21 protein-coding genes are annotated in these 26,396 nt (G+C 71.3%); 11 read left to right on the forward strand and 10 right to left on the reverse strand.

The window, feature by feature from the left end:
• Positions 1-170 precede the first annotated feature (170 nt).
• The 3 genes from AB0J36_RS19165 to AB0J36_RS19175 form a co-directional block, all read right to left on the reverse strand.
• Positions 171-1,766 (reverse strand): Na+/H+ antiporter, encoded by a 1,596-nt coding sequence (locus AB0J36_RS19165; protein WP_357120624.1) that lies wholly within the window; start codon positions 1,764-1,766, stop codon positions 171-173.
• Positions 1,767-1,854: 88 nt separating this feature from the next.
• Positions 1,855-2,466, reverse strand: a complete 612-nt coding sequence (locus AB0J36_RS19170; protein WP_363660927.1) for a YdeI/OmpD-associated family protein — start codon at positions 2,464-2,466, stop codon at positions 1,855-1,857.
• A gap of 136 nt (positions 2,467-2,602) precedes the next feature.
• A complete protein-coding gene (locus tag AB0J36_RS19175) occupies positions 2,603-3,871 on the reverse strand; it encodes a cellulose-binding domain-containing protein (protein WP_357396920.1) in 1,269 nt (422 codons plus the stop codon).
• 384 nt (positions 3,872-4,255) lie between these two features.
• Between AB0J36_RS19175 and AB0J36_RS19180 the strand changes: the two genes are divergently transcribed.
• Positions 4,256-6,238 carry a GTP-binding protein gene (locus AB0J36_RS19180; protein ID WP_357396917.1) on the forward strand — a complete coding sequence of 661 codons (1,983 nt, stop codon included), beginning with the start codon at positions 4,256-4,258 and terminating at the stop codon, positions 6,236-6,238.
• Here the strand turns inward: AB0J36_RS19180 and AB0J36_RS19185 are convergent.
• Complete coding sequence (locus AB0J36_RS19185) at positions 6,201-6,701, reverse strand: YcxB family protein (protein ID WP_357120636.1); 501 nt, start codon at positions 6,699-6,701, stop codon at positions 6,201-6,203. The two genes, AB0J36_RS19180 and AB0J36_RS19185, sit on opposite strands and share 38 nt — an antisense overlap.
• Before the next feature lie 93 nt (positions 6,702-6,794).
• On the opposite strand from AB0J36_RS19185, the gene AB0J36_RS19190 reads away from it, so the two are divergent.
• Both AB0J36_RS19190 and AB0J36_RS19195 read left to right on the forward strand, forming a co-directional pair.
• Positions 6,795-7,355: a hypothetical protein gene (locus AB0J36_RS19190; protein ID WP_357120639.1), complete on the forward strand. Its 561-nt coding sequence runs from the start codon at positions 6,795-6,797 to the stop codon at positions 7,353-7,355.
• Positions 7,356-7,377: 22 nt separating this feature from the next.
• Positions 7,378-8,598 carry an MFS transporter gene (locus AB0J36_RS19195; protein ID WP_357120642.1) on the forward strand — a complete coding sequence of 407 codons (1,221 nt, stop codon included), beginning with the start codon at positions 7,378-7,380 and terminating at the stop codon, positions 8,596-8,598.
• 11 nt (positions 8,599-8,609) lie between these two features.
• Here AB0J36_RS19195 and AB0J36_RS19200 read toward each other — a convergent pair whose 3' ends face one another.
• A complete protein-coding gene (locus tag AB0J36_RS19200) occupies positions 8,610-9,848 on the reverse strand; it encodes a hypothetical protein (protein ID WP_357171463.1) in 1,239 nt (412 codons plus the stop codon).
• Between the two features lie 272 nt (positions 9,849-10,120).
• Between AB0J36_RS19200 and AB0J36_RS19205 the strand changes: the two genes are divergently transcribed.
• Complete coding sequence (locus AB0J36_RS19205; RefSeq protein ID WP_357120646.1) at positions 10,121-11,644, forward strand: RICIN domain-containing protein; 1,524 nt, start codon at positions 10,121-10,123, stop codon at positions 11,642-11,644.
• A gap of 71 nt (positions 11,645-11,715) precedes the next feature.
• On the opposite strand, the gene AB0J36_RS19210 is transcribed toward AB0J36_RS19205, so the two are convergent.
• Entirely contained in the window at positions 11,716-12,843 is a 1,128-nt protein-coding gene (locus AB0J36_RS19210; protein ID WP_357120649.1) for a glycosyl hydrolase 53 family protein, read from the reverse strand.
• A 25-nt stretch (positions 12,844-12,868) separates the two neighbouring features.
• On the reverse strand, positions 12,869-14,059 hold the full coding sequence (locus AB0J36_RS19215) for a cellulose binding domain-containing protein (RefSeq protein WP_363660928.1): 1,191 nt from the start codon (positions 14,057-14,059) through the stop codon (positions 12,869-12,871).
• 224 nt (positions 14,060-14,283) lie between these two features.
• Here AB0J36_RS19215 and AB0J36_RS19220 point away from each other — a divergent pair, with 224 nt between their 5' ends.
• The 4 genes from AB0J36_RS19220 to AB0J36_RS19235 all read left to right on the forward strand — a co-directional run bounded on the left by AB0J36_RS19220 (position 14,284) and on the right by AB0J36_RS19235 (position 18,050).
• The gene (locus tag AB0J36_RS19220) at positions 14,284-15,111 is read left to right on the forward strand and encodes an SAM-dependent methyltransferase (RefSeq protein ID WP_357120655.1); all 828 of its coding nucleotides are present in this window, start codon (positions 14,284-14,286) and stop codon (positions 15,109-15,111) included.
• Positions 15,112-15,283: 172 nt separating this feature from the next.
• Positions 15,284-15,658: a hypothetical protein gene (locus AB0J36_RS19225; protein ID WP_357120658.1), complete on the forward strand. Its 375-nt coding sequence runs from the start codon at positions 15,284-15,286 to the stop codon at positions 15,656-15,658.
• Between the two features lie 209 nt (positions 15,659-15,867).
• Positions 15,868-16,599: an alpha/beta hydrolase gene (locus tag AB0J36_RS19230; RefSeq protein ID WP_357120661.1), complete on the forward strand. Its 732-nt coding sequence runs from the start codon at positions 15,868-15,870 to the stop codon at positions 16,597-16,599.
• A gap of 95 nt (positions 16,600-16,694) precedes the next feature.
• Positions 16,695-18,050 (forward strand): glycosyl hydrolase family 18 protein, encoded by a 1,356-nt coding sequence (locus AB0J36_RS19235; protein WP_357120664.1) that lies wholly within the window; start codon positions 16,695-16,697, stop codon positions 18,048-18,050.
• 40 nt (positions 18,051-18,090) lie between these two features.
• Here the strand turns inward: AB0J36_RS19235 and AB0J36_RS19240 are convergent, their stop codons facing one another.
• Both AB0J36_RS19240 and AB0J36_RS19245 read right to left on the reverse strand, forming a co-directional pair.
• Entirely contained in the window at positions 18,091-18,756 is a 666-nt protein-coding gene (locus tag AB0J36_RS19240; RefSeq protein WP_357171458.1) for a TMEM175 family protein, read from the reverse strand.
• A 148-nt stretch (positions 18,757-18,904) separates the two neighbouring features.
• Positions 18,905-21,220 (reverse strand): tetratricopeptide repeat protein, encoded by a 2,316-nt coding sequence (locus AB0J36_RS19245; RefSeq protein ID WP_363660929.1) that lies wholly within the window; start codon positions 21,218-21,220, stop codon positions 18,905-18,907.
• 121 nt (positions 21,221-21,341) lie between these two features.
• Here AB0J36_RS19245 and AB0J36_RS19250 point away from each other — a divergent pair, with 121 nt between their 5' ends.
• Positions 21,342-21,944: a hypothetical protein gene (locus AB0J36_RS19250; RefSeq protein WP_357120673.1), complete on the forward strand. Its 603-nt coding sequence runs from the start codon at positions 21,342-21,344 to the stop codon at positions 21,942-21,944.
• A gap of 142 nt (positions 21,945-22,086) precedes the next feature.
• The gene (locus AB0J36_RS19255; RefSeq protein WP_363660930.1) at positions 22,087-23,355 is read left to right on the forward strand and encodes a PHB depolymerase family esterase; all 1,269 of its coding nucleotides are present in this window, start codon (positions 22,087-22,089) and stop codon (positions 23,353-23,355) included.
• Between the two features lie 15 nt (positions 23,356-23,370).
• Here AB0J36_RS19255 and AB0J36_RS19260 read toward each other — a convergent pair whose 3' ends face one another.
• Complete coding sequence (locus AB0J36_RS19260) at positions 23,371-24,558, reverse strand: amidohydrolase family protein (RefSeq protein ID WP_357396883.1); 1,188 nt, start codon at positions 24,556-24,558, stop codon at positions 23,371-23,373.
• A 411-nt stretch (positions 24,559-24,969) separates the two neighbouring features.
• Here AB0J36_RS19260 and AB0J36_RS19265 point away from each other — a divergent pair, with 411 nt between their 5' ends.
• Positions 24,970-26,394 (forward strand): APC family permease, encoded by a 1,425-nt coding sequence (locus AB0J36_RS19265; RefSeq protein WP_357120683.1) that lies wholly within the window; start codon positions 24,970-24,972, stop codon positions 26,392-26,394.
• Positions 26,395-26,396: the final 2 nt, after the last annotated feature.

Raw genomic sequence — 26,396 nt, forward strand, 5'->3', positions numbered from 1 at the left:
AACCCACACTGTTGAGCTTTTTCCTTGTCAAAAATAAACATCACACCCCCCCAACACGCTCATCAGCAATACCGCCGCCGCTCAGCGACCGGCCCCGACCGTGTTGATCGCGGCCTCGTTCCAGGCCACCGTCACCATCGCCGCGCTGCTCCAACCTTTGAAGATCCGGCCTAGCGGTTGTCGTTGTCGCGGCGCTGGGTCATGTGGACCTGTTCGAGGTCGAGTCCGTCCTGGACCCGGCGAAGCACCTCGTCGTCAATCTCGCCCGCGTCGCGCATGCGCACGACGGTCTCGTGGCGGTGGTCGATGACCGCGAGGTGCAGGTCGGCGTACTGCTTCTCGTAGTCGGCCGCGGCCTCGTCCGGGCCGGCGGGGGCGTCACCGTCGCGCAGCACCCGCAGCCGGCGGTCGTACTCCGTGCGCAGCTGCTCGTGCACGTCGTCGCTCGTGCCCAGCTCGGCGGCCATCGTGGGCAGGGACTCCAACGCCCGGTCCATGGACGTGATCTCGGCCTGCCGGCGTTCCCGCTCGGCCTCGGAGTCGGCGCCCAGCCCGGCCCAGCGCGTCACCCGGGGCATCAGCGGCGCCTGCACCAGCAGGGTCACGGCGATCACGACAGCCGTGACGAAGACGATGAGGTCACGGTCCGGGAACTCCGCTCCGGAGGGAAGCGTGTGCGGTACGGCCAGCGCCGCCGCCATCGACACGGCGCCCCGGAACCCGGCCGCCGACATGAGCGCCCGGGGACGCCCGCTCAGTCGTCGTTCCCGCTGCTGCGGTCGCCGGTCGATCGCCCGGATCACGTACGGGCTGGTGAAGAGCCAGCCGAAGCGCACCGCGACGATGACCGCGCAGACCACGAGCGCGACGAGCATGCCGTGTGCCAGACCGGTGTGGTCCAGCCCGCGCACCGCCGACTGCGCCTCCAGCCCCACCAGGACGAACAGCGCGGCGTTCGCCAGCATGGTCACGAACTCCATGACGGTGTGGACCTGCCGGCGCGCGTTACCAGGGAACAGGCGTGGCGAGGCCCGGCCCACCCACAGTCCGCTGACCACGGCCGCGAGGACGCCGGACACCTCGGCCGCCTCCGCGATCAGGTAGGCGGTCAGGGGTGTCAGCAGCGCGAGCAGATTGTGCTGGAAGGGGTCGGTCAGCCGGCGACGGATCTGCAGGACGAGGAACGTCACGACCGCGCCGGACGCGATGCCACCGAGGTACGAGAAGGCGAACAACCCGGCGACCCGACCGACGCTCAGGTGCTCCTCGCCCAGGGTGATCCCGACCGCGAGCGTGTAGATCACCAGCGCCGTACCGTCGTTGACCAGGCTCTCCGCGCGCAACGTGGTCGCGATACGACGGGGCAGCATCCGGCCCAGGACGCCGACCGCCGTCGCGTCGGTCGGCGCGACGGCGGCGCCCAGCACCCATGCCGCTCCCCAGCCGAGCCCGAGCGCGTGCGCGGCGACCGCCACACCGGCCGCCGTCGCCACCACGAGCAGGGTGCTCAGCAGCACGATGACCCGCAGGTTCCGGCGCATCTCGCGCAGTGAGGAGGAGAACGCCTCCCAGTAGAGCAGCACCGGAAGGAACACCAACAGGACTGCCTCGGGCGGCAGGTGCACCCCGCGCAGCGCGGGGGCGAAGCCGAGGAGGACACCGGCGATCAGCAGCAGCACCGGCGGAGCGATCCGGAGCCGACGGGCCGCGCCCGTACCGACCAGGATCGCGACACCGACCGCTACGACCAGGGCGAGGCTGGACACGAGGTTTCCGCTGTCCTTCGTTCGGGGGTGACTCGGACCCGGCAAGGATGACCGGACCCAGTGGACGGCTACTTGACGCTCCCCCGGGTCACAACGACGGAGGGCTCGACGGCCTGGCCTTCTGCGGGTACGGGGTCTCGTGGCGGGCGAGCATGGCGACGAACTCGGCGATCTTCCGCTCGCGGGTCTCAACCCGCTTGACCGCGTTGACGCGGTGGATGAGAGAGAACCGGTTGGTCTTGGTGAGCACGTCGAACATGGCCTGGGCGGCGGGATCGGCGGCGATGGCGGCGAGCAGGTCGGCCGGCACCTCGGCTTCCGATGGCGGAGCGTACGCGGCCGCCCACCGCCCGTCGGACTTGGCGGCCTCCACCGCGGCCCGGCCGGCGGGCGTCATCCGCCCCTCGGCCTCCAGCCGCGCCACGTGCGCGACGTTGCGTTGTGACCAGATACTGCGCGGACGGCGGGGGGTGAACCGGATCCAGGAGGACTCCTCGTCCCGCTTGCGGGCCTGCCCGTCGATCCAGCCGTAACAGAGCGCCTCGTCGACCGCCTGCTGCCAGGTCAGCGTCGTGACCGTGCCGCCCTTCTTGGTCAGGGCCAGCCAGACGCCCGGCGACGTGGCGTGGTTGGCGGACAGCCACCCGCGCAGCGCCTCGGCGTCCACGACGATCAGCTCCTGGAGTTCGGCGCTCGCCATGACAGCAGGCTATCGTCGCGCCGGTCGGCCAGCCTCCACCAGGTGGGCCGTTCCGGCACCGACCAGCGGTGGGCGCGGGGACGGCCGGGGGTGCGGCACGTCGACCGTGCCACACCCCCGATCCCACCTCCGGTGGTCAGCAGCCGATCCGACTGGCTCCGACCGCGACGTCGTCGTACCAGAGGGTGTCGGACCCGTTGCCGTAGCTCTCCCAGCCCAGCTTCAGGTCGGTGAGCTGCGGTCGCCAGGTGCGGTTGTACCACTGCCCGTCGATGTCGTGCGTGGGTACGCCGTCCGCGGTCAGCCCCGCGACGGCGGCGCCGTCCAGCCAGGTGCGGAGCTGACCGGACGAGCCGTCCACCATGAACTCCAGGCAGGTCCACCGGTTGGTGGGCAGCGGCACGCTCTGTGCCACCCCGGCCGGGCTCTGCTCCGGCAGGGTCGCGTCGTCGGAGGCGCGGTTCCACTGCAGGGCGCCGTTCTGGCCGCCCATCCGCAGGTCCCGGTTACCGTCGGCGGCGTCGGTCATCGCCATCATCGTGGTGTGGTCGGTGGGCTGGGCGGTGGTGTGCCGGACCCAGATCCGGCCGTAGCGGACGCTGCCCACGCTGCCGAGGTTCTTCGTCGACCTGATGAAGACGTGGTTGCAGTACCCGGCCGCCCCGTTGATCCGCACGGCTCGGCTGCCGCTGTGCGTGGTGGTCGTGTCGATGGTGGCGGTTCCGGCGCCGGAGCAGTCCGGGCTCACGACGGCCCAGTCGCCGGACGGTGTCGAACCGGTCTGGTTCTCGAAGCCGTCGCAGAGCACCGCTCCGGCACAGCCGACCGGCGGCGGCGTCGTCGGCGGGGGCGTCGTGGGCGGGGGCGTGGTCGGCGGCGGCGTCGTGGGAGGCGGCGTCGTCGGCGGCGGCGTCGTCGGCGGCGGCGTCGTCGGCGGCGGCGTCGTCGGCGGCGGCGTCGTCGGCGGGGGCGTCGTCGGCGCGACGCCGTTGCACGGTACGCCGTTCAGGCTGAAGCCGGTCGGCGCTCCACCGCTGGTGCCGTACGTGCCCTGCACGCCGAACTCGGTGACGCCACCGGCCGGAATGCTTCCGTTGTACGACATGTTGCGGGCGGTCACCGTCGATCCGGACTGGCTGACCGTGGCGTTCCAGCCGCTCGTGACGCGCTCGTTCCCGGCGTACGTCCAGGTGACGGTCCAGGTGGAGACGGCGGTGTCGCCCGGGCTGACCTTGACGCTGGCGGTGAAACCGCCGGGCCACTGGTTGGGCGTGTAGTCGACCCGGCAGCCCTGGGCGGCCGCGGCCGGCGCGACGAGCAGGGCCGTGCCGGTCGCGGTCACGGCGGCGGCCAACGCGGCGACGACCGCGAGGGTCGGGGCGGGGCGGGCGCGGAGAATGGTCATGGGAAGTCCTTCTGCCATCAAGCGGGAGACCGGCGCGGCAGCGCGCGTCCGGGGCGGACACGGCGACACGCCGGGTACGGCGCGGCGATGCGCCACAGCGAGTGGTCGATGCGTACGACCGACGTGCCCGGCTCGAGGTGAAGCTGTCAGTCACCGCTTCGGGTTGTTACCCGGAACGCAGTGACGCCCGCTCCCAATGTATTGACAGACCACTATCTAATCAAGCGCGCGTAAATCGGTGGCCCGACGCCGGCGGCCGTGCCAGCCTGGCCGGAGAAGGACCGGGCCCGCACGGCCCGGCACCACCAGCAGACGGGAGCACGGCGATGCGAGGACTCGAAACCCCGCCCATCCGGACGCGAGCTTTCGAGGACCAGAGCGCCTGTGCAGACCATCAACCTTGGCATCGTCGCCCACGTCGACGCCGGTAAGACCAGCCTGACCGAACGCCTGCTCCACGCCACCGGGGTCATCGACCGGCTCGGCAGCGTCGACGCGGGCACCACCCAGACCGACACCGGAGCGATCGAGCGTCGGCGGGGCATCACCATCCGCAGCGCCGTCGCCTCGTTCACCGTGCGCGACCGCCAGGTCAACCTGCTCGACACCCCCGGGCACAGCGACTTCGTGGCCGAGGTCGAACGCGCGCTCGGGGTGCTCGACGCGGCCGTGCTGGTGCTGTCGGCCGTCGAGGGCGTCCAGCCGCACAGCCGCCGGATCATGCGCATCCTCCGGTCGCTCCGGCTGCCCACCCTGATCTTCGTCAACAAGATCGACCGGGTCGGCGCCCGCGTCGACGAGCTGGTCGCGGACACGCGCCGGCTCCTCGCGCCCACCGTCGTCCCGCTGGGCACGGTCCGCGCGCCCGGCACCCCCGACGCCACCTACCGGCCGCGCCATCGGGGGTACGACCACAGCCTCGCCGAGGTTCTCGCCGAACACGACGACGAACTACTGGCCGCCCTCGTCGACGACCGGCCGCCCGACGCCGACAGCGTCGACGAGGCCCTGCGGGCACAGGTCGCGGCGGGGCAGGCGTACCCGCTGCTGTTCGGCTCGGCGCTGTCCGGGGCCGGCGTACCGGAGCTGCTGGACGCCATCGCGGCAGTGCTTCCGCCCGCGCCCCCGGGCGAACCCGACCCGCGAGCGCGGGTGTTCGCCATTGAGCGCGAGCCCTCCGGCGAACGCGTGGCCTACCTGCGCTCGTACGGCGGGCAGTTCCGGGCGCGGGAGCGGGTCACCGCGTACCGCCGGGAGTCGGACGGCCGGACCACCACGACGCACGGGCGGATCACGCGGCTCGACGTGGTCGGCGCGGCCACCGACCAGGCCGCGCTGACCGCCGGCCACATCGCCCGGGTCGGCGGCCTGACCGAGGTACGCCTCGGCGACCAGCTCGGCAGCCCGGCCGGCCTCGACGGGCGGTCGTACTTCCCCGCGCCGACCCTGGAGGCGGTGGTGCGACCCCGCGACTCGTCCCAGACGCTGGCGCTGCACGCCGCGCTGCTGGACATCGCGGACACCGACCCGTTCCTGCGGACCCGGGTGGCCCCCGAGGGCGGCACGAGCGTGCTGCTCTACGGCGAGGTGCAGCGCGAGGTGCTGAGCGCCACGCTGGCCGAGACGTACGGGGTCCAGGCGGAGTTCGGGCCGGGACGGCTCATGCACGTGGAGCGGCCGACCGGCACGGGCACCGCCGTGGAGATTATCGGACACGGCTTCTTCGGGACGGTCGGGTTCCGGGTCGAGCCCGGCGTCGGCGTGGACTACCGGCGGGAGGTCGAGCTGGGCTCGCTGCCGCTGTCGTTCCACGCGGCCATCGAGGAGGCCGCCCGCGCCGCCCTCGACCAGGGCTGTCGCGGTTGGCCGGTCACCGATATCCGGATCATCCTCACCCACAGCGGCTACTGGTCGCCGATCACGACCGCCGGGCACTTCCGGGACCTCGCCCCGTACGTCCTCATGCAGGCGCTCGCCGAGGCCGGCACCCGGGTCTTCGAGCCGTGCCGCCGCTTCGAGGTGGAGGTGCCGGCCGACCGGCTCGGCCCGGTCACGTCGTACCTGGGCCGGCTCGGCGCCCGGGTCGACGGCACCGACGACGTCGCCGCCGGCTGGCGGATCAGTGGCGTGCTGCCGGCGCGGCTCGAACTCCAGGCGCAGCGGCGTCTGCCCGACCTGTCCAGCGGGGAGGGGCTGTGGTCGTCGACGCCCGGCGGCGACCGACCGGTGTCCGGCGAGCCGCCGCGCCGGGCCCGCACCGACGGCAACCCGTTCGACCGGGCGGAGTACCTGCGCTTCCTCGCCCAGCCGAAGAACCGACCCGTAGCCGTCAGGGACGCGGGCCCAGGAGGCCCCGGTCGGCCATGAAGGCGCGCAACGTCTCGGCGTCCTCGGCGGACATCAGCCACCGGGGGATCACGGTCGCCGGCATCCGGCCGACGAACACGATCCAGAAGTCCGGGTTGTCCCCCACCCGCGCGACCCCGTCCCAGGCGATACCGCCGGACTCCGAGCCGCTGCGCATCATGATGTTGTCGTCGGTGATCTCGTACGCGCCCTCGACGGCGTAGTCACCCGAGCGGCGGCGGGCCCGCGAGCGTACCCAGGGCAGGTAGAGCATCGACAGCACGCCCGCGAGCACCAACGTCAGCCACAGCGGGGACGCGCGCTCACCCCAGCCCAGCCCGCGCGAGAACACCAGGCCGACCGCCCCGACCGCCACCAGCACCGCGCCGATGTAGCTGAACCGACGCAGTCGGACACCGGCGAGGGTGGCCGCCACCCGAGCGGGGTAGGCGTGGTCGGCGGGTACGTCGAAGCGGATGCGCACCCCAGAACGATAGTGCCTGCATCGGCCCGGGTCGCGGCGGACGTGGGGTCGCGGACGTTTCGGCCGCAGTGGCTTTCGGGTAGCGGATGGCGCATGAACCGCGATCTCCTGAAGGCCGTCCAGGTGGCTTGGGGGCTGCCGGAGTTCCGCGACGGGCTGCGACACCTCATCGACCTCGACGAGGTGTCCGTGCTGCTCGGCACGCTGGCCGTGCCGGATCACGACGGTGCGGTCGACCGCAGCCTGGTGGACCTGCTGCGCTCCGGCCTGGAGACGGTCGAGATCCGGGAGGCGGTGTTGCTGCTGCTGGAACGGGACGAGGTGCGCCGGCCGCTCGTGGCGGCGGCGGTGGAACCGCTCGCCGACCGACCGGGCCTCGCCGCCGCCATCGCCTCGGCCGCCGAGGATCCCGGGGTACGGCGTGCGGTCCGGGCGGCGCTGGACAGCGCCAACGTGCGTGAGCTGATCTGGCAGGCGATGGAGAACCAGCTCAGCGACCACCGGTTCGGCATGATCCGCCGGGCGGCGGCGCTGTTCGTCCGGCACCCGAGCGTGCGGCGGCTGGCGTGGGCCGCGCGCCGGCACGGCGTGCTACGCGAACTACGGCGCGGACCGCTGATCGACCAGGGGCCCTCGGCCGGCAAGGGGCTTTGACACACGCCCTTAGCGTGGTGGGGTGGCCGCGCCTCGCCCGGCACCGCCCCCGCACCTGAGCCGCCCGCTGACGTTCCTGCTCGCGCTGGCGGCCGGCGCGGCCGTCGCCAACCTGTACTGGGCGCAGCCGCTGCTCGGCGTCATCGCCGACGACCTGGACGCGCCGACGTCCACGGCCGGCTGGCTCGTCACCGCGACGCAGATCGGGTACGCCGTCGGCGTCCTGCTGCTCGTACCGCTCGGCGACGTCCTGGACCGCCGCCGCTTCGTCCCGCTGATGTTCCTGGCCTCCGCCGCCGCGCTAATGCTGTGCGCGCTGGCGCCGTCGATCGGCGTGCTCCTGGTCGCGCTCGGCGTGCTGGGCGTCACGACGATCTCCGGGCAGATCCTCACGCCGCTCGCCGGGGACCTGGCCGGCGACGCCGACCGTGGTCGGATCGTCGGTGTCGTCGGCTCGGGGACCCTCACGGGCATCCTGGCCTCCCGCACGATCAGCGGACTCGTCGCCGGCGCTGCCGGTTGGCGTGCGACCTACGCCCTCGCCGCGGTCGTCGCCGCCCTGCTCGCGGTCCTGCTCCACCGCGCGATGCCGCCGCTGCCACCGCGAGCACGCATCCCGTACCCACGGCTGCTGTTCTCGGTCGCGGCGATGGTCCGGCGGGAGCGGGCGGTCCGGTGGACGCTGGTCCTGGCCGCCGCCGGCTTCGCCGCCTTCTCGCTCTTCTGGACGGCGCTGACGTTCCTGCTCAGCGGTCCACCGTTCCACTATCCGCCGGCGGTGATCGGGATGTTCGGGCTGGTCGGACTCGCCGGTGTCCTCTCCGGCCTGCGCGGTGGTCGTCTGCACGACCGCGGCTGGTCACTTCCGGCCACCGGGGCGGCCTGGGCCCTGGCCCTGGGGGCGTTCGTCGTCGCGGCGTTCGGCGGCCGGTCCCTCGTGCTTCTCATCACCGTGGCCGTCGTGGTCGACGTCGCCTTCCAGACGCAGGCCCTGCTCAACCGTGCACGGTTGTTCGCCCTCGCGCACGAGGCGCGCAGCCGGCTCAACACGGCTCTGGCGACCGCCAACTTCATCGGCGCCGCCGCCGGTTCCGCCGCCGCGAGCACGCTCTGGTCGGCGGGCGGCTGGTCAGCGGTCGCGATCGCGGGAGCGGGCCTGGGCTGTCTGGCGCTCACCGTGTGGGCGCTGGGACGCCGTGGCCCGCTCGTCGTCGATTGTGCCGAACCAGGTCCCGTCACCTGAGGACGAGCGGGTCAGCGCGCCTGCGTCTGGTCGACGATCGGGAACGCCCGCCGTACGGCCGCCAGGAACTCGTCCCGGCGGGAAGCGTAGGTGCCGACCGCCGCCCACAGCGCCTCCAGGGCGGCCTGCAACGGATCCGACTCGCCGGCGGCCACGAGGGCCGGCAGGGCCATCGCGACCGGGTCCACCGGGCCGTCGAGCGCCGCGCGCAGCAGGTCGGTCGGCGCGGCATCCCCGCGGCGCAGCGAGGCGACGGCGATCGTGACGGTCGCCCTGCCCTGGATGCGTGTCCTGAGCGCCGTCGTGTCGGTGAAATCGGCGGGCAGCGGTCCACCCCGTTCCAGCGCCGTCCACGCGGGCCTCATCCAGTCGAGATCCGCGATGCCCGCGAGGGCGCACGCCTGCCGCGCCGCCCAGACCGCGATCTCGCGTTGGGTGACGGCGTCGGCATCGGCCACCCCGTCGACCAGGTCCCGGTCCAGCAACAGCATGCCGTGGATATTGCCGCGTACCTGTCGGAGTCGCTCGCTCGGCAGACGCCCGCCCCAGCGCCGCAACTCCTCGCGCCGCCGGTACTCCTCGTTGCGGCGATCCTCCTCCGCCCGCCTGCGCACCTCGGCCTCAACCCGTTCCCACAGCGTGAGCGGAGCCGGCAACCCGTGCGCCCAACCGTGCCAGTACGCCGCGTTGCCGCTGCCCTGGCGCAGCACCGCGTCGGCACGGACAGCGCCGTCACCCGGGTCGCCGGCCGCGCTGGCCTCCGGCCAGAAGCAGAGCAGGTAGCGGTCCGGTCGTCGGTCCAGGTAGGTGTGGTCGTCCTCGTCGATCTCGTCGGGGTCGAGCCCGCCGAACGGATCGCTCCCCTCGTCCATGCCCGCCGCGCAGTACCGCACGCGGTAGGCCGGCAGCCGGCCACCGTCACTCTCCTGCGAGGTCAGCGGCAGGTGGGCCAGCGCCCCATCGCCCCACGGGACCAGGTCGACCACCGGGGCCCTCGGCTGGAGCGACACCTCCACCACGTCCTCCCACTCGGCGGCTGCGGTCGGCGGCTCGGCGTCGTGCAGCTCGATCCGGAACCGGACCCGTCCGGAGTGGGTGCCGGTCATCAGGAACAGCGCGCCCGGGTGTCCGGCCCCGCATAGTCCGTTGACCTGCCCGGCGAACGCCCGGTCCATGTCGGGCAGCTCGCGACTCGTCACGTAGATCTGCCCATAGTCGACCGGCGCCGGGCCGTCGAAGAGAACGCGCATCGAGCGATCCTGTCATCGACCGATCGCCCTCCGCTGCCCCGCGACGAGGCGGCCGACCACCTCGTCAGTGAGAAACGTCGATGCCTTGACACTCCACATGCGATCGCTAACACTTGGCTGCAACACGCGCTTAACACACGGAACACACGCTGTCCGCGTCAGGGTGAGGGGCCGGGTCCACCCGCGCGGCACGCCAATCACGCCGCGATTCGACCGATCATGTCCGCGGTTCGTGTTAGCGCTAACACATTCACCACCGCCTCGGAGGCATCATGGTCACACCACCCGCTGACCGCGCACCTGATTCGACGCACGATCCTCGCCTGTTACGACGGACGCTTGTCGCCCTGGTGGCCGTGCTGACGGCGATGGTCGGCGGCATCGCGGTCCGGCCCGGGCCGGCCGCTGCCGCCACCAGCCAGTTCCGGGGCATGAACTGGGCCGTGCTGGGCGACAACTTCAGCACCGGCCCTCTCGTCGTACAGGGCCTGAGCATGTCCGACAGCAACGCCACCGTGCGCGCCAAGGCCAACGCCCTCTACGACGACATGGCGTCCACGCTGGGTGTCAACACCGTCCGGCTGCCCATCAACACCCACACCGTCGGGACGGCCTGGTGGGAGGCGTATCGCGGTGCCATCGACGCCGCCACCGCCCGTGGGTTCAAGGTGATCCTCGCCTACTGGGAGGACGGCGCCGCCTCCGGCGGCAGGATCACGAACCTCGCCGCGTGGAACGCGATGTGGTCCACGGTGACCAACACGTACGGCTCGAACACCAACGTCTACTTCGAGCCGATGAACGAGCCGCACGGCTACAGCTCGGCGGAGTGGCGCACCGTCGCGGCCAACTGGCTCACCTACCACTACTCGGCCCCGCCCGGCCGGGTGCTCATCGGCGGCACCGGCTTCAGCCAGGACCTGCGTGACATCTGTAACGACAGCCGCTTCAACGCCACGCTGCTCTCCTTCCACTACTACGCCTTCTTCTACGGCGCGATGACGTACGACGCGTTCCGCGGCCACATCCAGACGCGCCTCGGCAACTGCGCCTCCCGGGCGGTCGCCACCGAGTTCGGCGCGCCCATGAACGACGGCCGCAACTACGCCGACCCGAACAGCACCGACAACTTCGTGCGGTACATCCGCGCCATGGCCCAGGTCATGCGGGACAACCAGATGGGCGGCACCTACTGGCCCGCCCTGGGCGGCAAACCCGGCACCATCGGCTACGACTGGTACTCGATGTACGCGCTCAGCGGCGGCGGCACCGACCTCAACCTCACCGTTCGCAACACCTCCGGCGCGGACCGGATCCGCTACGGCTGGGGCGACACCATCGGCGGCGGCGACCCCACGACGCCTCCCCCGACAACGGGGACCTTCTACCGGGTCGACGTGCGGCACAGCGGCAAGGCCATGGACGTCCAGTCACCGAACACGAACAACGGCGCCCGCGTCGGCCAGTACACGTACGGCGGCAACGCCTGGCAGCAGTGGCAGTTCCAGGACGCCGGCAGCGGCTACTGGCGCATCATCAGCCGCAACAGCGGGAAGTGCCTCGACGTGACGAGCGCCTCGACCGCCGACGGCGCCGAGCTGATCCAGTACACCTGCGGCAGCGGCGCCAACCAGCAGTTCCAGATGGTCACCAACGGCAGCTACTTCCAACTTCGCGCCCGGCACAGCGGCAAGTGCGTGGACGTGCCCGCCGCGTCGACCGCGGACGGGGTGGTCCTCAAGCAGTACACCTGCAACAGCGGAGCCAACCAGCAGTGGTCGCGGACGGCCGTCTGACGACCGGCACGCCAGCGCCCCCGCTCATCGTCGTAACGGTGCGCGGGGGCGCGTCGTCCGTCCCGCGAAGATCAGGGCGTCCAGCGTACGTTCGGGTTCACCCGCCCGGACCAGTCGAAGACGGCCATGTTGTCCCACTGGTTTCCGGTGCCGTTGATGTTCGCCGGGTCCCAGCCGTTGCCGTTGACGGCGTACCAGGTCGGCTCCCAGTAGAAGACACCGATGGCCCCGGCGTTGCGGGCGGTGTTCTGCACCCAGTCGAACTCCTGAGCCTGACCCGACCAGGTCGCGCTGATGCCGTCGCACGTCGCGTCGCCGATGGCGTTCGGCTCGCTGTCCGCGTTGTTCCGCGTGAAGGGGTACGCGGTCTCCGCGATCACCACCGGCCTGCCGTAGCGACCGCGCAGGTCGACGATGTTGTTGTAGAGGTTCGCCAGGCTGCCGTGCCACATGCAGTAGTAGGACAGGGCCGTGATGTCCCACTGCACGCCCTGGGCGCGGATGCCGTCGTAGAACCAGCGGGCGTTGGCGTTGCTGTCGGCGTTGGCGGTGTGGATCATCACCGGGATGCCGCCCCCGCACGCCTTGGTCGCGTTGTAGCCCTGCTTCAGCAGGCCGGCCAGCGGGCGGAAGTCGTTGTTGACGACCTTGCCCTCGTCCCACAGCATTCCGACATTGATCTCGTTGCCGATCTGCACGCTGTCCGGCAGGGTGCCCTGCCCCCGCAGGCCGGCGCAGACGTCGTAAGTGAAGTTGTATACGTCGGCGCCCAGTTGGCTCAGGGTGTGGCCGGCCCACGCGACCGGCTTGTACTGCTTGCCGGGGTCGGCCCAGGTGTCCGAGTAGTGGAAGTCGATGAGCACCTTGAGGCCCTTCGCCTTCGCCGCCCTGGCCTGGGCCAACACCCTGCTCTTGTTGTTGTAGCCGCTGGTTGGGTTGTTCCAGACGCGCAGTCGGACGTAGTTCACGCCGACGGACCTCAGGATGTCCAGTGGGTCACGGGCGACGCCGCCGGCGTCGTAGTACCGCGCGCCCAGGTCGAGGCTGCGCTGCAACGAGGAGACGTCGGCGCCCCGCATGGTGAGCGTGTTCGCGGCGGAGGCGGGCGCGGTCAGGCCGCCGAGCGTGGTGGAGACGACGAGGACGCCGGCCAGGACAGCCCCGGCCAGGAACCTACGGCGACGGTGCGGTGTGCTCACGGGACTCCTCGGGAAGGGGGCGGGCTCAACCCACCGCGCACTGGGCGCCGTTCAGCGTGAAGCCGAGCGGCGGCGCGTCGCTGGCGCTCCACCGCCCCTGGATGCCGAAGGTCGTCGAGCCGTTCGGCGCCAGGACACGGTTCCAGTCGACGTTACGGGCGGTCACGGTGGAGCCGGTCTGGCTGACCGTGGCGTTCCACGCCGAAGTCACCTGCTGGTCTCCGCTGAAGGTGAAGGTGACGATCCAACCGTCGACCGGTGCGGCCTGGGTGTTCTGGACCGTCACCGTCGCCACGAAGCCGGTCGGCCACTCCGACTGGTTCCGGTAGGTCACGCGGCACGTCGAGGGCGGCGGGGGCGACGGCGTGGACGTCGTGGGCAGGGTGACCGTGTTGGACGCGATCGACACGTTGCCCACCGCGTCCCGGGCCCGTACGTAGTACAGGTTCTGCAGCGGCGTGGACGCGGGCAGCGACGTCGTGTACGTCGTTCCCGGCACGGTGGCGATCAGCGTCGAGCTGAACCAGCCGTCGAAGCGGTAGACGTTGTACCCGAGCACGCCGACGTTGTCGGTCGACGGCGACCAGGACAGGGTGCCGTTCGAGGCGGTCACCTCGGTGACCGTCAGGTTCTGCGGGGCGCTCGGCGGGGTGGTGTCCCCGCCGGTCTCCGTCACCGGCGTGACCACGGTCAGCGCGTCCGTGGACGTCGACCGGTGCCCGAGGGTGTCCCGGGCCGCCACCCGGAACGAGTACTGCTTGCCCGGCCCGATGTACGAGGTGATCGTGGTGCTGGTGACGGCCCCGACGCTGGCGCTGTAGATGACGTCGTCGAACGCCTGGTAGTACGTGATGTCGTACCCGACGATGGCGCAGCAGCCCGGCCTGGCGGCCGTCCAGGTGAGGGTGACCGATCCGGTGCGTACCTCGCTGGCGGTCAGGTTGGTGGGCGGGCTCGGCGGGAAGGGTGAGGTGCCCGGCGTGCCGGGCGGCGTGGTGGGCGGCGGTGGCGCGGTCCCGGTCGGTTCGGCGGCGGGCACTGCGCCGCCGTGCGGCGCCGGGGCGACCCCGGGGTACGCGGCGGGGGCGGCGGTGCCGGCGTCGGCCGCCGGCGCGATGCCTGCCACGGTCACGACCACCGCCGTCGAGAGCATGGCGGCGACCAGCAGACCCGGACCGAGACGGCGGAACAGCGAGGACGACGAGACGCCTGTCATACGTCGACGATGCAGCCGTCATATCGATGATCGCCAACGTATCTCATTACTCGGTCGCCTCTCTTTCGGCGTGTCACCCGGTGCGTGCCCTGGTGGGGAGACGATTCACTGGGAGCGATACCAGCCGGGGCGGAATTCCGCCCGCCCGATCGCTACACTCGCCCCAACGCCGGCACCGTCCACAGTCCTCAGCCTGCGCTGATTCGAATCGAATGGAGACGCCTGTGACCCGCGACAAGGCGGCACCCCCGGGCATCGACCCCCGCATTCCCAGCGTGGCCCGGGTCTACGACTTCTTCCTGGGCGGCAAGGACAACTTCGAGGCGGACCGACAGGTCGCCGAGCACGCCCTGCGGATCACCCCGGACGGGCCGGCAGCCGGCCAGGCGAACCGGGCCTTCCTGCGTCGGGTGATCCGCTTCCTGGTCTCCGAGGCGGGCATCGACCAGTTCCTCGACATCGGATCGGGGCTGCCCACCCAGGGCAACGTGCACGAGGTCGCCACCGAGCAGAACCCGAAGGCTCAGGTGGTCTACGTCGACAACGACCCGATCGTCCTGACGCACGGCCGGGCACTGCTCGCCGCGGACGGCACCGCGACGGTGATCCAGGCGGACATCCGGACACCGCAGGAGATCCTGCGCCACCCGGACGTGCAGCGGTTCCTCGACTTCGATCGGCCGGTCGGGCTGCTCCTCTTCGCGATCCTGCACCACCTGGGCGACGACGAGGATCCGCGCGCGGTGGCGGCGGAGCTGATCGACGCGCTGCCCTCGGGCAGCTACGTGGCGATCTCACACTTCCGCGACCCCGGCGAGCGGGACCCGGAGGGCTCCCGCAAGGCGCGCGAGGTCGAGCGGGTCTTCAACGAGTCGCTGGGCACCGGCCGCTGGCGTACGGACGAGGAGATCCTCTCGTTCGTCGACGGGCTGGAGGTGCTGGAGCCGGGGCTGGTGCCGCTGGCCGAGTGGCGGCCGGCGCCGGGCGCGTCCGCGCCACAGCAGACCGACACCTATCACACCTTCGTCGGGCTGCTCGCCCGCAAACCATAGGCTTCACCCCCGATGCGGTCCGTCGGCGAGAGCACTCGTCGACGGATCCGTCGTGTCGTGCCCGGCCGAGCCCTACCGACCCCCGAGACGGCTCACCCCTAGTTATTGACGACGCAAATTTCCACCGGTAGCTTAAATTTGCATTGATAGTCGTCTATCGAAGGGGGCAGCCGTGCACTGGAAGTCCATCGCCGTTACCGCGTCCGTCGCGGGCGTCCTGGCCACCGCTCCCGCCGCACCCGCCGCGGCCTCCGGTGTCTGGGGTCCCGGGAACTGCCCGCAGGGCACGTTCTGCGCCTGGCCCAACTGGGACCACCCGGCGGAGGGCCCGACTGCGCCGCCGTCCCTGGTGACCAGCACCGAGTGGTCGGGCAGCGTCCCGGTCTTCAACTACTACAACCACACCTCACGGAACGCCGAGATCACCTGGTCCTACACGTACCTCGGCACGCCCCTCACCGGCACGGAGTGCGTCCGCCCCGGCGACGGGAACTTCTACGTCCCCATGTTCGTGACGAAGGTGACCTGGCAGACGCGTACCTGCTGAGACGCCACCCGTGCGGGCGGGTGCCCGGCATCCGCCCTCCGGGGCCTGGGTCTCCGTCTGACGTCGACGCTCCTCGCCGGGCGGAACGGACATCTCCACGCACGGTCGAAGCCTCGGCGTTCGCGCCTTGCCGCTACCCGCTTGGGGAAGAGTGTCGGGTGAGGCAGCTCTGTGCGCCGACGATTCCGCGTATCGGGTAGGAGACTCCGATGACCGATGGACCCCAGGGCGATCCCGCCCGCAACGTCGTCCTGGTGCACGGCGCGTACGCCGACGGCTCCTCCTGGTCCGACGTCATCCCGCTCCTCCACCGGGCCGGCCTGACCGTGACCGCCGTGCAGAATCCGCTGACCTCTCTGTCCGACGACGTCGCCGCCACCCGCCGGGCCCTCGACCGCCAGGACGGGGCGACGGTGCTCGTCGGCCACTCCTGGGCCGGTACGGTCATCACCGAGGCCGGGGACCATCCGTCGGTCACCGCCCTGGTGTACGTGGCGGCCCGCGCGCCGGACGCCGGCGAGGACTTCACCGCGCTCGCCGCCCAATTTCCCACGCCGCCGGCGAACGCGGGCCTGGTCCACAACGACGGGTACGCGCAGCTCAGCGAGAGCGCCTTCCTCGAAGACTTCGCCGGCGGCGTCGGCGAGGCCCGTGCGCGTGCCCTCTACGCCGTTCAGGGTCCGATCGCCGACGACCTGTTCAAGGCCCGTACGACAACGGCGGCCTGGCGGGACAAACCCTGCTACTACTCCATCTCGCGGCAGGACCGTACGACCGCACCCGAGCTCGAGCAGTTCCTGGCCGAGCGGATGAACGCGACGACGATCGAGGTCGACTCGTCGCACCTCGCCATGGTCACCCACCCGGAGGCGATAGCCGACCTCATCATCATGGCCACCCACGGCACCCGGAGCCCGGCACCGAACAGCACCGCCCGGTGACGTTCCACAGGTTATCTGTAAACAACCCTTGATATTAAACGTCACGAACGTCAATATGTGGAGGTCGCGGGTCGCCGAAGCCTGGGGAGTGAGCCATGAGAAGCCGTCGCATCGTCGCAGCGCTGGCCGGGGCGGCGATGTCCGTCGCGGCCGCCGTCGCCTTCGTCCCCAGCAGCATGGCCGCCGTGTCCTCGGGCAACGCCGTCGCGATGGTCGCCTGCACCGCACCCGCCTGGGCCGAGGGCACCACCTACCAGGTGGGCGCACAGGTCACCTACGGCGGCCGGCTCTACCAGGCTCTGGTCACCCACACCGCGTACGTCGGCGCCGGTTGGAACCCCGCTTCGACCCCGTCGCTCTGGCGTGACCTGGGAGCCTGCTCGGGAAACACTCCTCCACCCAGCACGCCACCGCCGACGACCGCGCCACCCACCACGCCGCCCCCGACCACCGCTCCCCCGACCACGGCTCCCCCCACCACGCCGCCGCCGACCGGCGGAACCTGCGGGGTGAAGTCCCGGCCGACCGGCAAGGTGTTGCAGGGCTACTGGGAGAACTGGGACGGCGCGTCCAACGGCGTACACCCCGGGCTCGGCTGGATCCCGATCACCGACAGCCGGCTCCCACAGCACGGCTACAACGTGATCAACGCAGCGTTCCCGGTGATCCGCGCGGACGGCACGGTCCTCTGGGAGAACGGCATGGACGCCGGCGTCAAGGTGGCGACCCCCGCCGAGATGTGCCAGGCCAAGGCGGCCGGCGCCACGATCCTGATGTCGATCGGCGGTGCCGCCGCCGGCATCGACCTGAGCTCCACCGCGGTCGCCGACCGGTTCATCGCGACGATCGTGCCGATCCTGACGAACTACCACTTCGACGGCATCGACATCGACATCGAGACCGGCCTCACCGGTAGCGGCAACATCAACACCCTGTCGACGTCGCAGGCCAACCTGATCCGGATCATCGACGGCGTGCTGGCCCGAATGCCGTCGAACTTCGGCCTGACCATGGCGCCGGAGACCGCGTACGTCACCGGCGGCAGCGTGGTCTACGGCTCGATCTGGGGCTCGTACCTGCCGATCATCAAGAAGTACGTCGACAACGGCCGGCTCTGGTGGCTCAACATGCAGTACTACAACGGCAGCATGTACGGCTGCTCGGGCGACTCGTACCCGGCTGGCACCGTGCAGGGCTTCACCGTGCAGACGCAGTGCCTGAACAACGGCCTCACCATCGGGGGAACCACCATCCGGGTGCCGTACGACAAGCAGGTCCCGGGCCTGCCCGCGCAGATCGGGGCGGGCGGTGGCTACCTGTCGACGTCGTTGGTCACGCAGGCCTGGAACTCCGTGCCCGGCCTCAAGGGCCTGATGACCTGGTCGGCGAACTGGGACGGCTCGAAGGGATGGACCTTCGGCGACAACGTGAAGCGCCTGCAGGGTCGCTGAGGCCCGCGCCGGCCCGCCCCGAGCCTGCGACAGGACAGGTTCAGGGCGGGCCGTCCGCGGCCTGGGCCCGGGTCCGTCTGATGCTGGCGATCTCACCGTTGATCGGTAGCCAGTAGAAGGGAATGAACGCCGCGACCGCGATCAGGCCGGCGATCGGGTGGACGACGCACAGGGCGGTTCCGACAGCGATCCAGACGGGGGCCACCCGGAAACGCCTGCTGATCGCTCGGGCGGTGGCCTCGTCGGTGGTGGACGTCAACAGACGGTGACCGCTGCTGGCGTACTGCCAGATGACGTTGAAGAGGATGGAGGCGGCCCCGTAGACGATGCCGTAGAAGACGAGCGCGGCCCGCTTGCCGGGCCCCTCCTCGAAGGCACGGGCCAGCACCGACGAGACGAACGGCAGGAACGCGATCACCATCAGCAGCAGGGTGTTCAGCAGTAGCAGCAGGCGGTCGGCGGAGCGGATGTGATCGAACATGACGTGGTGGTTCACCCAGATCTGGCCGAGCAGCAGAAAGGTGACGCCGTAGGCCAGGTAGGACGGCCACAGGTCGAGCAATCCGCGCATGAGGTGTTCGGTGTCCTCGGGCGGCTTGATCTCCAGGACGAGAAGGGTGATGGCGATCGCCATGACGGCGTCGCTGAAGGTGACCACCCGGCTCGGGTCACGTTCCGCTCCGAACGGCCTCCGGGATCTGGTCACCCCGTTCGAGGTGGCACCGCGGGAGGTCCGGATCCTACGCATCAGCCTCCCCCACCCGTACCCGGCTGCCGCCGGAGCGCTGCCGGGAATCCCCGCCGCGCAAGGAGCTAAACCGGCACCCGCGCCGTCGTCTGGTCGGCGCGGACGCCTACCGGGCCCGCAACCTGGCGCGGACGGCTGCGGCGTCCGGGTGGTCCAGGGCCGTGAAGATGTCCAGTGCCCGCTGCCAGTCGGCTCGGGCGGAGGCGGGGTCGCCGAGTGCGAGGCGGGTGTCGCCCAGCCGGCTCAGAGTGTCCGCCTCGCCCCAGAGGTCGCCGAGATCCCGGGTCAGGTCGAGCGTGCGCTCGTAACACTCCACGGCCCGGCCGAACTGGCCGAGGTGGTGGTGTGCGTACCCGAGGCTGTCCCAGGTCGCCGCCTCGCCCGCCCGGTCGTCGAGTTGCTGGAGCAGGTCGAGCGCCTGCTCGCAGTAGGCAAGCGCCGCGAGGTGTTCGCCGATCTGCGCGTGGCACCAGCCGACGGCGTTGAGCGCGTCGGCCTGGGCCCTGCGGTGGCCGGCGGTTCGGGCCAGGACCAAAGTCCGCCTTGAGTGCTCGAGCGCCTTGCGGGGCTCGCCCTGACGGTCCCAGAGCGAGGCGAGGTTCTGGTGCGTACGCGCCTCGCCCTCGGTGTCACCACCGGCCACGTACAGGTCGAGGGCGCGTTCGAGGTGGCTGTGGGCGTCGGCGTACCGGTTGACCACGGTGTGCGCACCGGCGAGGAAGCGGTGCGCGACCGCCTGGGCGACCGGGTCGCCGAGACGTTCGGCGGCGAGCAGGGCCGCCCGGCAGGTCTCGACCCGGTCGTGCCAGTGTCCCTGCCGGTCCAGGAACGTGTCGAGGGCCCGACCCAACCGCCAGGTGTGGGCGTCGTAGCCGGCGCTCGCGGCGAAGCGGAGCGCGGCGAGCAGCACAGGATGTTCGGCGGTCAACCAGTGCAGCGCCTCCGCGTGCGAGGCGGGCCGTTCCGGACGCACACCGGCCGCCGCCGGGGCCATGAGGTGGTCGACCGGATCGCTGTGCGGGCGCAGCAGGGCGTCGGCGGCGTGGGTGGTGTGGGTGTAGTGGTCGAGGAGCCGGATCGTGGCGGCCCTGCGGTCGGGCACGGAGTCGGTGCCGTCGCTGAGTTCGGCCGCGTACGCGCGCAGGAGGTCGTGCGCGGTGAACCGGCCGGGCCGGTACTCGGCCAGCAGGTTCGCCCGGGTCAGTTCGGTCAGCAGCAGTCGGGTGTCGTCCACCGCGCGACCGGCCAGGCTCGCCGCGGCGGCCACCGTGATGTCCGGGCCGGGGTGCAGGCCCACCAGCCGGAACAGCCCGGCGGCCGGTGCGCTGAGCGCGGTGTACGACCAGGAGAACACCGCCCTTACCTCGCCGACCGCGTCACCCGCGTTGAGTACGCCGAACCGTTGACCGGCCGTGCCCAGCTCGGCCGCGAGGGTGGCCAGCGGAAAGCCGGACTGCTGGGCCCGGGCAGCGGCGATGTTCAGCGCCAGCGGCAGCCGGGCACACGCGGCGATGATCGCCTCGGCGGCGTCCGGCTCGGCGGCCACCCGTTCCACGCCGAGCCGACGGGTGAGCAGCTGAGCGGACGCGTCGCGGCTGAGCAGGCCGAGCGGGAGCGGGTGCGCGCCGTCCAGGCTGACCAGCGAGGTGAGCTGGCTGCGGCTCGTCACCAGCACCATGGTGGTGGGCGTGCCGGGTAGCAGCGGGCGGACCTGTTGGGCGTCCCGGGCGTTGTCCAGCACGATGAGGATCCGCTTGCCGGCGAGCGCGCTGCGGTACAGGGCGGCCTGGGCGTCGAGGTCGGCGGGCACCCGGGTGGCCGGAACGCCGAGCGCGTCCAGGAAGCCGTGCAGCGCCTTCGCCGCGCTCACCGCCTGCCCGCGCGGGTCGAAGCCGCGCAGGTTGACGTAGAGCTGACCGTCGTCGAAGCGATCGGCGACGCGATGCGCCCAGTGCACGGCCAGGGCGGTCTTGCCCACGCCCGCGGTTCCCGAGATCGCGGCCACCACGACGGAGGTGGGCGCGGCGACGAGCTTGTCGAGGAGGGCCACCTCGTCGTCGCGGCCGGCGAGGCTGGCCACGTCGGCGGGCAGTTGCCGGGGTACCAGCCGGCCGGGCGTACGCGGCGTGCGGCGGCGGTTCTCCTCGACGCGGTCCCGGGCGGTGGCCAACGCGCCCTGCTCGGCTGGCGTCGCGCCGAGCAGCCGGACCAGCGCGTCGAGCCGGTCGGTGGGCGGCAGCGTCTTCCCGGTCAGGTACTCCGCGATGGCGGTGTGCGACCAGCCGGTGCGGGCGGCCAGCTCCCGATAGGTCAGCTCGCCGTCGCCGTGTTGGCGTGCGTACCTGCGTCGCAACGCCCGCAACAGGCCGGCGAGGTCGTCGGACGTCTGCGCCCCCGCGGCATCCAGTGCCCTGCCCCCCACCGTCGACAATCGACGTTCGTCAGTGTACGGCGGTGTACGGAATTCCGGCCAGAGCCCGATCGGATCCGCGATCCTGCTCGTGCGCGGAGCACAGCGCACCGATCCGATCGATGGAGGTCACGTGTCCGTACACCTCAAGCCTCTGGCCCTGGCCCTGACCGTGCTCGCGGCGACGCTCGCCGTTCCGGCGGCGGCCGCGTCGGCGGCGACGCCCGACACGGCCATCTGCACGACGAAGAAGGCCTGCGCCGACGGCGGTCTCGCCGCGGCGTCGACGCACCGGGCGGCCCGCGCCATCGGCGGCGTCGGGGCCAACGTGATTCCGGTTACCCCGCCGGCCGCCTTCCCGCCGGGTACCCCCTGCTATCGCGAGGAGGTCTCCGAGCAGGTCTACGAGACCGCCACCTACTCCACCATCTACGAGCTGTACTTCCAGGCGAGCGTCTGCCTGTTCGCCACGGAGATCGTGCTGTACAACCTGGACACCTCGCTCTCCTTCCCCAACGACGTGCAGGACCCGCGACTGACCTCGATGCAGTTCGTGACGCGGGACGAGGTGTACGCCCACAGCCCGACCGAGAAGGACGGGTACTCCGAGCTGTGGGTGACCTTCTGCACCAACCCGGCGCAGCCGAACACCTGCCAGCGCTACCTGCACCGACTGGGGCTGATCTTCACCCAGGCCTGGGTGTACCCGTTCTCCGTGTTCGAGCGTCTGAGCTGACCGTCCGTCCGTGACCGATCAGGGCGCCCTCCGGGATTCCCGGCCCCGGGCGCCCTGGCCGCGCGTCCGCGTCGGTTGCCGATGGATTTCCACGCCGTTACGGTGGGGTGCCATCGACGTTTGTCTACAAACGGGGGGCCGTATGTCCATGCCTGTCACTCGCCGTACCGTGCTGGCCGGTGCGGCCGGCGCCGCTCTCGGTCTCACCCTGCCGGGCGCCGCCGCCCAGGCCGACGACCGGCACCACGAGGTCGGCGTGGGCTTCACCCTCGACGCGCGGACGCTCGACGGTGGTGAGCAGGTCACCTCGGTCACCCTCGACACCCGTCGGCTCGGCCCGATCGACCCGGCGGGGCTCACCCCGGACACGTTCACCGTGCACGCCAAGGCCACCAGCCCGCTCCCGATCGCTCCCGGCGATCTGATCTTCAGCGAGTACGACCTGGACCGCACGGTGACCGCGGCCCGGCTCGACCGGCACGGAAACATCGTCCTGGAGCTGAGCCACGCCGAGGGTCAACCCGGCGGCGGCACCCTCGGCTACATCCTGAGCAAGGGCCGCAACGTCCGACTGGACCTCGTCTACACCATCACGCAGAACACGCCGCTCGCGCGCCGCCACGGCTCCCCCCTCACCATCACGCGCTTCGTGCAGGGGCGACTGTCGAACCCCGAGGTGGACGCCTTCACCCACCACGTTTCGGGGTCGGGCCTCAAGTACCGGCTGTACTCCCCGGCACATTCGCCCCGCCACGGCCGACGGCCGCTGATCCTCTGGCTGCACGGCGCCGGCGAGGGCGCCTCCCTCCCCGACGACTACTACGACAACGAGACCACGCTGCGCGCCAACCGCGGTGCGCTGGGTTTCGCCACCCCGCAGGCCCAACGGATCTTCTCCGGCGCGTACGTCGTGGCTCCGCAGAGCACCTCGTACTGGATGGAGGACGGGCCCCGGTTCGCACCGCTGATCCGCGAGATCGTCCAGGATCTCGTGCGTCGCGAGCGCGTCGACCCCGACCGGATCTACGTGGTCGGTTGCAGCAACGGCGGCTACATGTCCCTGGAGATGACCGTCACGTATCCCGATCTGTTCGCTGCGTCGGTGCCGATCTGCGGCGTCGTCGAGCCGCTCGGCGGGCAGGGCCCGCCGCTGGTCACGGACGCGGAGCTGGCGGCGATCCGGACGCCGACCTGGCTGGTCACCTCGCTCGACGACGACACCGTGCCGCCGGAGACCAACACGATCCACGCGCACGACCTCATCCGAGGATCGCTGGTCACCCTGTACGACCACGTCGTCTGGGACGGCTACCAGTTCCCCGGTCACTGGTCCTGGATCTACGTGGCCCGCAACGACCCCAGCCACCACGGCACCCACATCTGGCAGTGGATGGCCCGCCGCAGTCGGTGATCCACCCCGCAGCGGTCAGCCCACCTGAACACCTGCCCGGTACACGGCGAGCGGGTGGCGCAGCACCCCGATGTCGCTCGTCGGGTCACCGTCGACGATCAACAGGTCGGCCTCGAATCCGGGCCGGACGCGGCCCTTACCGCCGCCCACGCCACACACCTGCGCGCCGATCGCGGTGGCCGCGGCGAGGACGGCGGTGGGGGGAATGCCGCAGGCCACATACTCGACGAGTGTCTCCGGCAGAATCCCGTGCGGTTTCGCGGGGCCGAGGCCCGCGTCCGAACCGGCCACCAGATGGACCCCGGCCCGGTAGAGCGTGGCGGCACCGGCACGTAGCGCGGCGGCGCTGAGCCCGGCCCGCTCCGCCATCGCCACCACCTCCGGCGGCGTCACCACGGCCGGATCGGTGCCGAGCGTGGCGCAGACCGCCGGTCCGGACGCGGCCAGGCGGTCCGCGAGTTCGTCGGGGACGCGGGCCCCGGCCGCAGTCACGCAGGTGCAGTGCTCGATGCCGTCCACCCCGACGCGGAGCGCCTGCTCGACCGCGAGCAGGGCGTGCGCGTGCGCGGTCACCGGCAGGTCCAGGTCGTGCGCCTGCGCGACGGCGGCGGTCATCTCCTGATCGGTGAACTGCAACCCACTGGTGTCCGTGCCAGGGGTGAAGACCCCGCCGCTGGCCATGATCTTGATCAGGTCCGCGCCGGCCGCCGCCCGCAGCCGCACGGCCTCTCGCACACCGTCGACACCGCTCGCCTCACCCCCCAGCGCCCAGCAGTGTCCGCCAACGCTGGTGATGGGCGTACCCGACGCCACCACCGTCGGCAGGTCGTCGCGTACTCCCCGAGCCCGCCATCGGAGCACCGCGTCGCGTCGGTCGCCCAGGTCCCGTACCGTCGTGACGCCGGCCGCCAGGTGCGCGCGCAGTGACGCCTCGATGACCGCGTCGAGATCCGCCTCGGCGCGCTCGGCGAGTCGACCGAGCGCGTCCGGCCCGGCGTCGGCGCACAGGTGCACGTGTGCGTCGACCAAACCAGGCAACACTGTCCCGTCTCGCGCCTCGCGTACCGGCCAGCCCACCGGGGCGTCGATCCAGCCCCGGTGCACGTCGGCGATGCGCCCGCCCTCGAGGAGGACCAGCACCCCACCATCGGTGAGCCGCTCGCCGTCGAACATCCGGGCCGCCCGGACAGCCTGCTTTGTCATCGTCACCCCATCCGCACGACCGCGGCCATCACCCCCGCCGCGGCGTCTCGTATCCTCCGGCGAACCACTGGCCGTGACCCGACCATCGCACCGGTGACGGGTGTCCAGCCTCCCTCGGCGGGGTGATCCTTCCTCCCTCTTCCGAGGCGGCTAACGATCAACACGGCTGATTGTCCACACAGGACGCGAGGCGGGTCGTCCCGAATCTTCGTTGCGCTTCCCGGGGCGCTCAAATTCTGCGACCCGCTGCTCCCAGTAACGGCGAGATCACCTGTAAGGTCATCGAGTCCCGTCCCTGACCTATCGCCTAGAACCTGGGGAGGTTCAGTTATGGTCACGCCTTCGGTGACCCCCCTGACGGTGTCCGCCGAGCGGGGACTGGCACGCAAAACTCTGCGAACGAGTTCTCTGGTGACGTTCGGCGCGACCGCGTCGTCTCCTATGGCCGTTCTCGTCGGCGGTATCGTCGCGACCTATGCGGCGACCGGCAATACCGGTGTGGCCTCCAGTTTCCTGCTCCTGACGGTCGTGATGCTCCTGTGGGCACCGGGGTACATCGCCATCGCCCGTTACGTGCAGCCCAGTGGAATCTTCTACACCGCCCTCGCCGCCGGCCTGTCCCGGCTCGTCGGGGTCGCGGGCGCGCCGGTCGTGCTCCTGGCCTACAACACCATTCAGATTTCGTTGTACGGGCTGCTCGGGTCGGTGATCAGCGGGCTGGTCGGCGGACCGTGGTGGGTCGGCGCGCTCCTCGCGTGGGCCATCGTCGCGGCGTTCGGTCTGCAACGCACCGGCGTCAGCACCGCCATGTTCGGCACCATCCTGATCGTCGAGATCACGTTGCTGCTGGTGTTCGTGCTGGTCGGCCTGGCTCACCCGGTGGGCGGTCAACTGACCTTCGCGGCGTTGAACCCGGCGCAACTGTTCGACACCGGGGTGGTGGCCGGGCTCGCGGTCCTTCCCCTCGGCTTCGCCGCGTTCTTCGGCACCGAGACCATCGCCGCGTACGGTGCGGAGGCGCGCACCCCACGGGCGGTGTCGCGCAGCATCATCTACGTGATCCTGGGCCTGGGCCTGCTCTACGCGCTGTGCGCGTGGGCGATGGTGGCAACGGTGGGCGCCGACCGGGTCGTCGACCTGGCCCGCGACCCGGCGGCGCCGCTGCCGTTCGAGGTCTTCTCGGGCTCCCGCGCCGGTAGCGCCGGCGTCCTGCTGGTGGCGCTGGGTGGCCTGCTGCTGGTCAGCAGCGTCCTCGCGGCGATGATCAGCTTCCACAACAGCGTGGCGAGATACCTGTTCGCGCTCGGCAAGGACCGGCTGTTGCCCGCTCGCCTGGCGGCCATCCGCGAGGGTGGGTCGGGCGCGCCGCTGGGCGGCTCGATCACCCAGTCGATCACCGCTCTGATCGTCATCCTGCTGTTCGTGGTGAGCGGCGCCGAGGCGTTGACCATGTTCACCTGGCTGAGCAACATCGCCGCGGTCAGCCTGATGCTCTTGATGACGGTGAGTTCACTCGCCACCGTCCGTTACTTCGCCCGGGGCGGCGGACGCAGCGAGTCGCTGTGGGCGCGGGCGATCGCTCCCACCCTCGGTGGTATCGCGATCGCGGTGATCCTGCTGGTCACGCTGGTCAACATCAGCGCCGCGCTCGGCACGCCACCCGGTTCCCACACCGCCTGGCTGGTGCCCGGAACGGTCGGCGTCTTCGTCGTCATCGGCGTGCTGTGGGCGATCAGCGTTCGGGCCCGCCGCCCGGACCTGCTCACCGGCATCGGGGAACGGGAGACCAACCCGACGCGGCAGGTCGACGAGGACCTGGGTCACCTCACGCTCTGAGC

Source organism: Micromonospora sp. NPDC049662, assembly GCF_040675055.1.
Taxonomy (GTDB): Bacteria; Actinomycetota; Actinomycetes; order Mycobacteriales; family Micromonosporaceae; genus Micromonospora.

What these genes read in the sequence shown, in the direction of transcription:
- AB0J36_RS19170 (WP_363660927.1), bottom strand. Translation starts at nt 2,466, where the DNA reads ATGGCGAGCGCCGAACTCCAGGAGCTGATCGTCGTGGACGCCGAGGCG.
- AB0J36_RS19175 (WP_357396920.1), bottom strand. Translation starts at nt 3,871, where the DNA reads ATGACCATTCTCCGCGCCCGCCCCGCCCCGACCCTCGCGGTCGTCGCC.
- AB0J36_RS19190 (WP_357120639.1), top strand. Translation starts at nt 6,795, where the DNA reads ATGAACCGCGATCTCCTGAAGGCCGTCCAGGTGGCTTGGGGGCTGCCG.
- AB0J36_RS19200 (WP_357171463.1), bottom strand. Translation starts at nt 9,848, where the DNA reads ATGCGCGTTCTCTTCGACGGCCCGGCGCCGGTCGACTATGGGCAGATC.
- AB0J36_RS19205 (WP_357120646.1), top strand. Translation starts at nt 10,121, where the DNA reads ATGGTCACACCACCCGCTGACCGCGCACCTGATTCGACGCACGATCCT.
- AB0J36_RS19215 (WP_363660928.1), bottom strand. Translation starts at nt 14,059, where the DNA reads ATGACAGGCGTCTCGTCGTCCTCGCTGTTCCGCCGTCTCGGTCCGGGT.
- AB0J36_RS19230 (WP_357120661.1), top strand. Translation starts at nt 15,868, where the DNA reads ATGACCGATGGACCCCAGGGCGATCCCGCCCGCAACGTCGTCCTGGTG.
- AB0J36_RS19235 (WP_357120664.1), top strand. Translation starts at nt 16,695, where the DNA reads ATGAGAAGCCGTCGCATCGTCGCAGCGCTGGCCGGGGCGGCGATGTCC.
- AB0J36_RS19255 (WP_363660930.1), top strand. Translation starts at nt 22,087, where the DNA reads ATGTCCATGCCTGTCACTCGCCGTACCGTGCTGGCCGGTGCGGCCGGC.
- AB0J36_RS19260 (WP_357396883.1), bottom strand. Translation starts at nt 24,558, where the DNA reads ATGACAAAGCAGGCTGTCCGGGCGGCCCGGATGTTCGACGGCGAGCGG.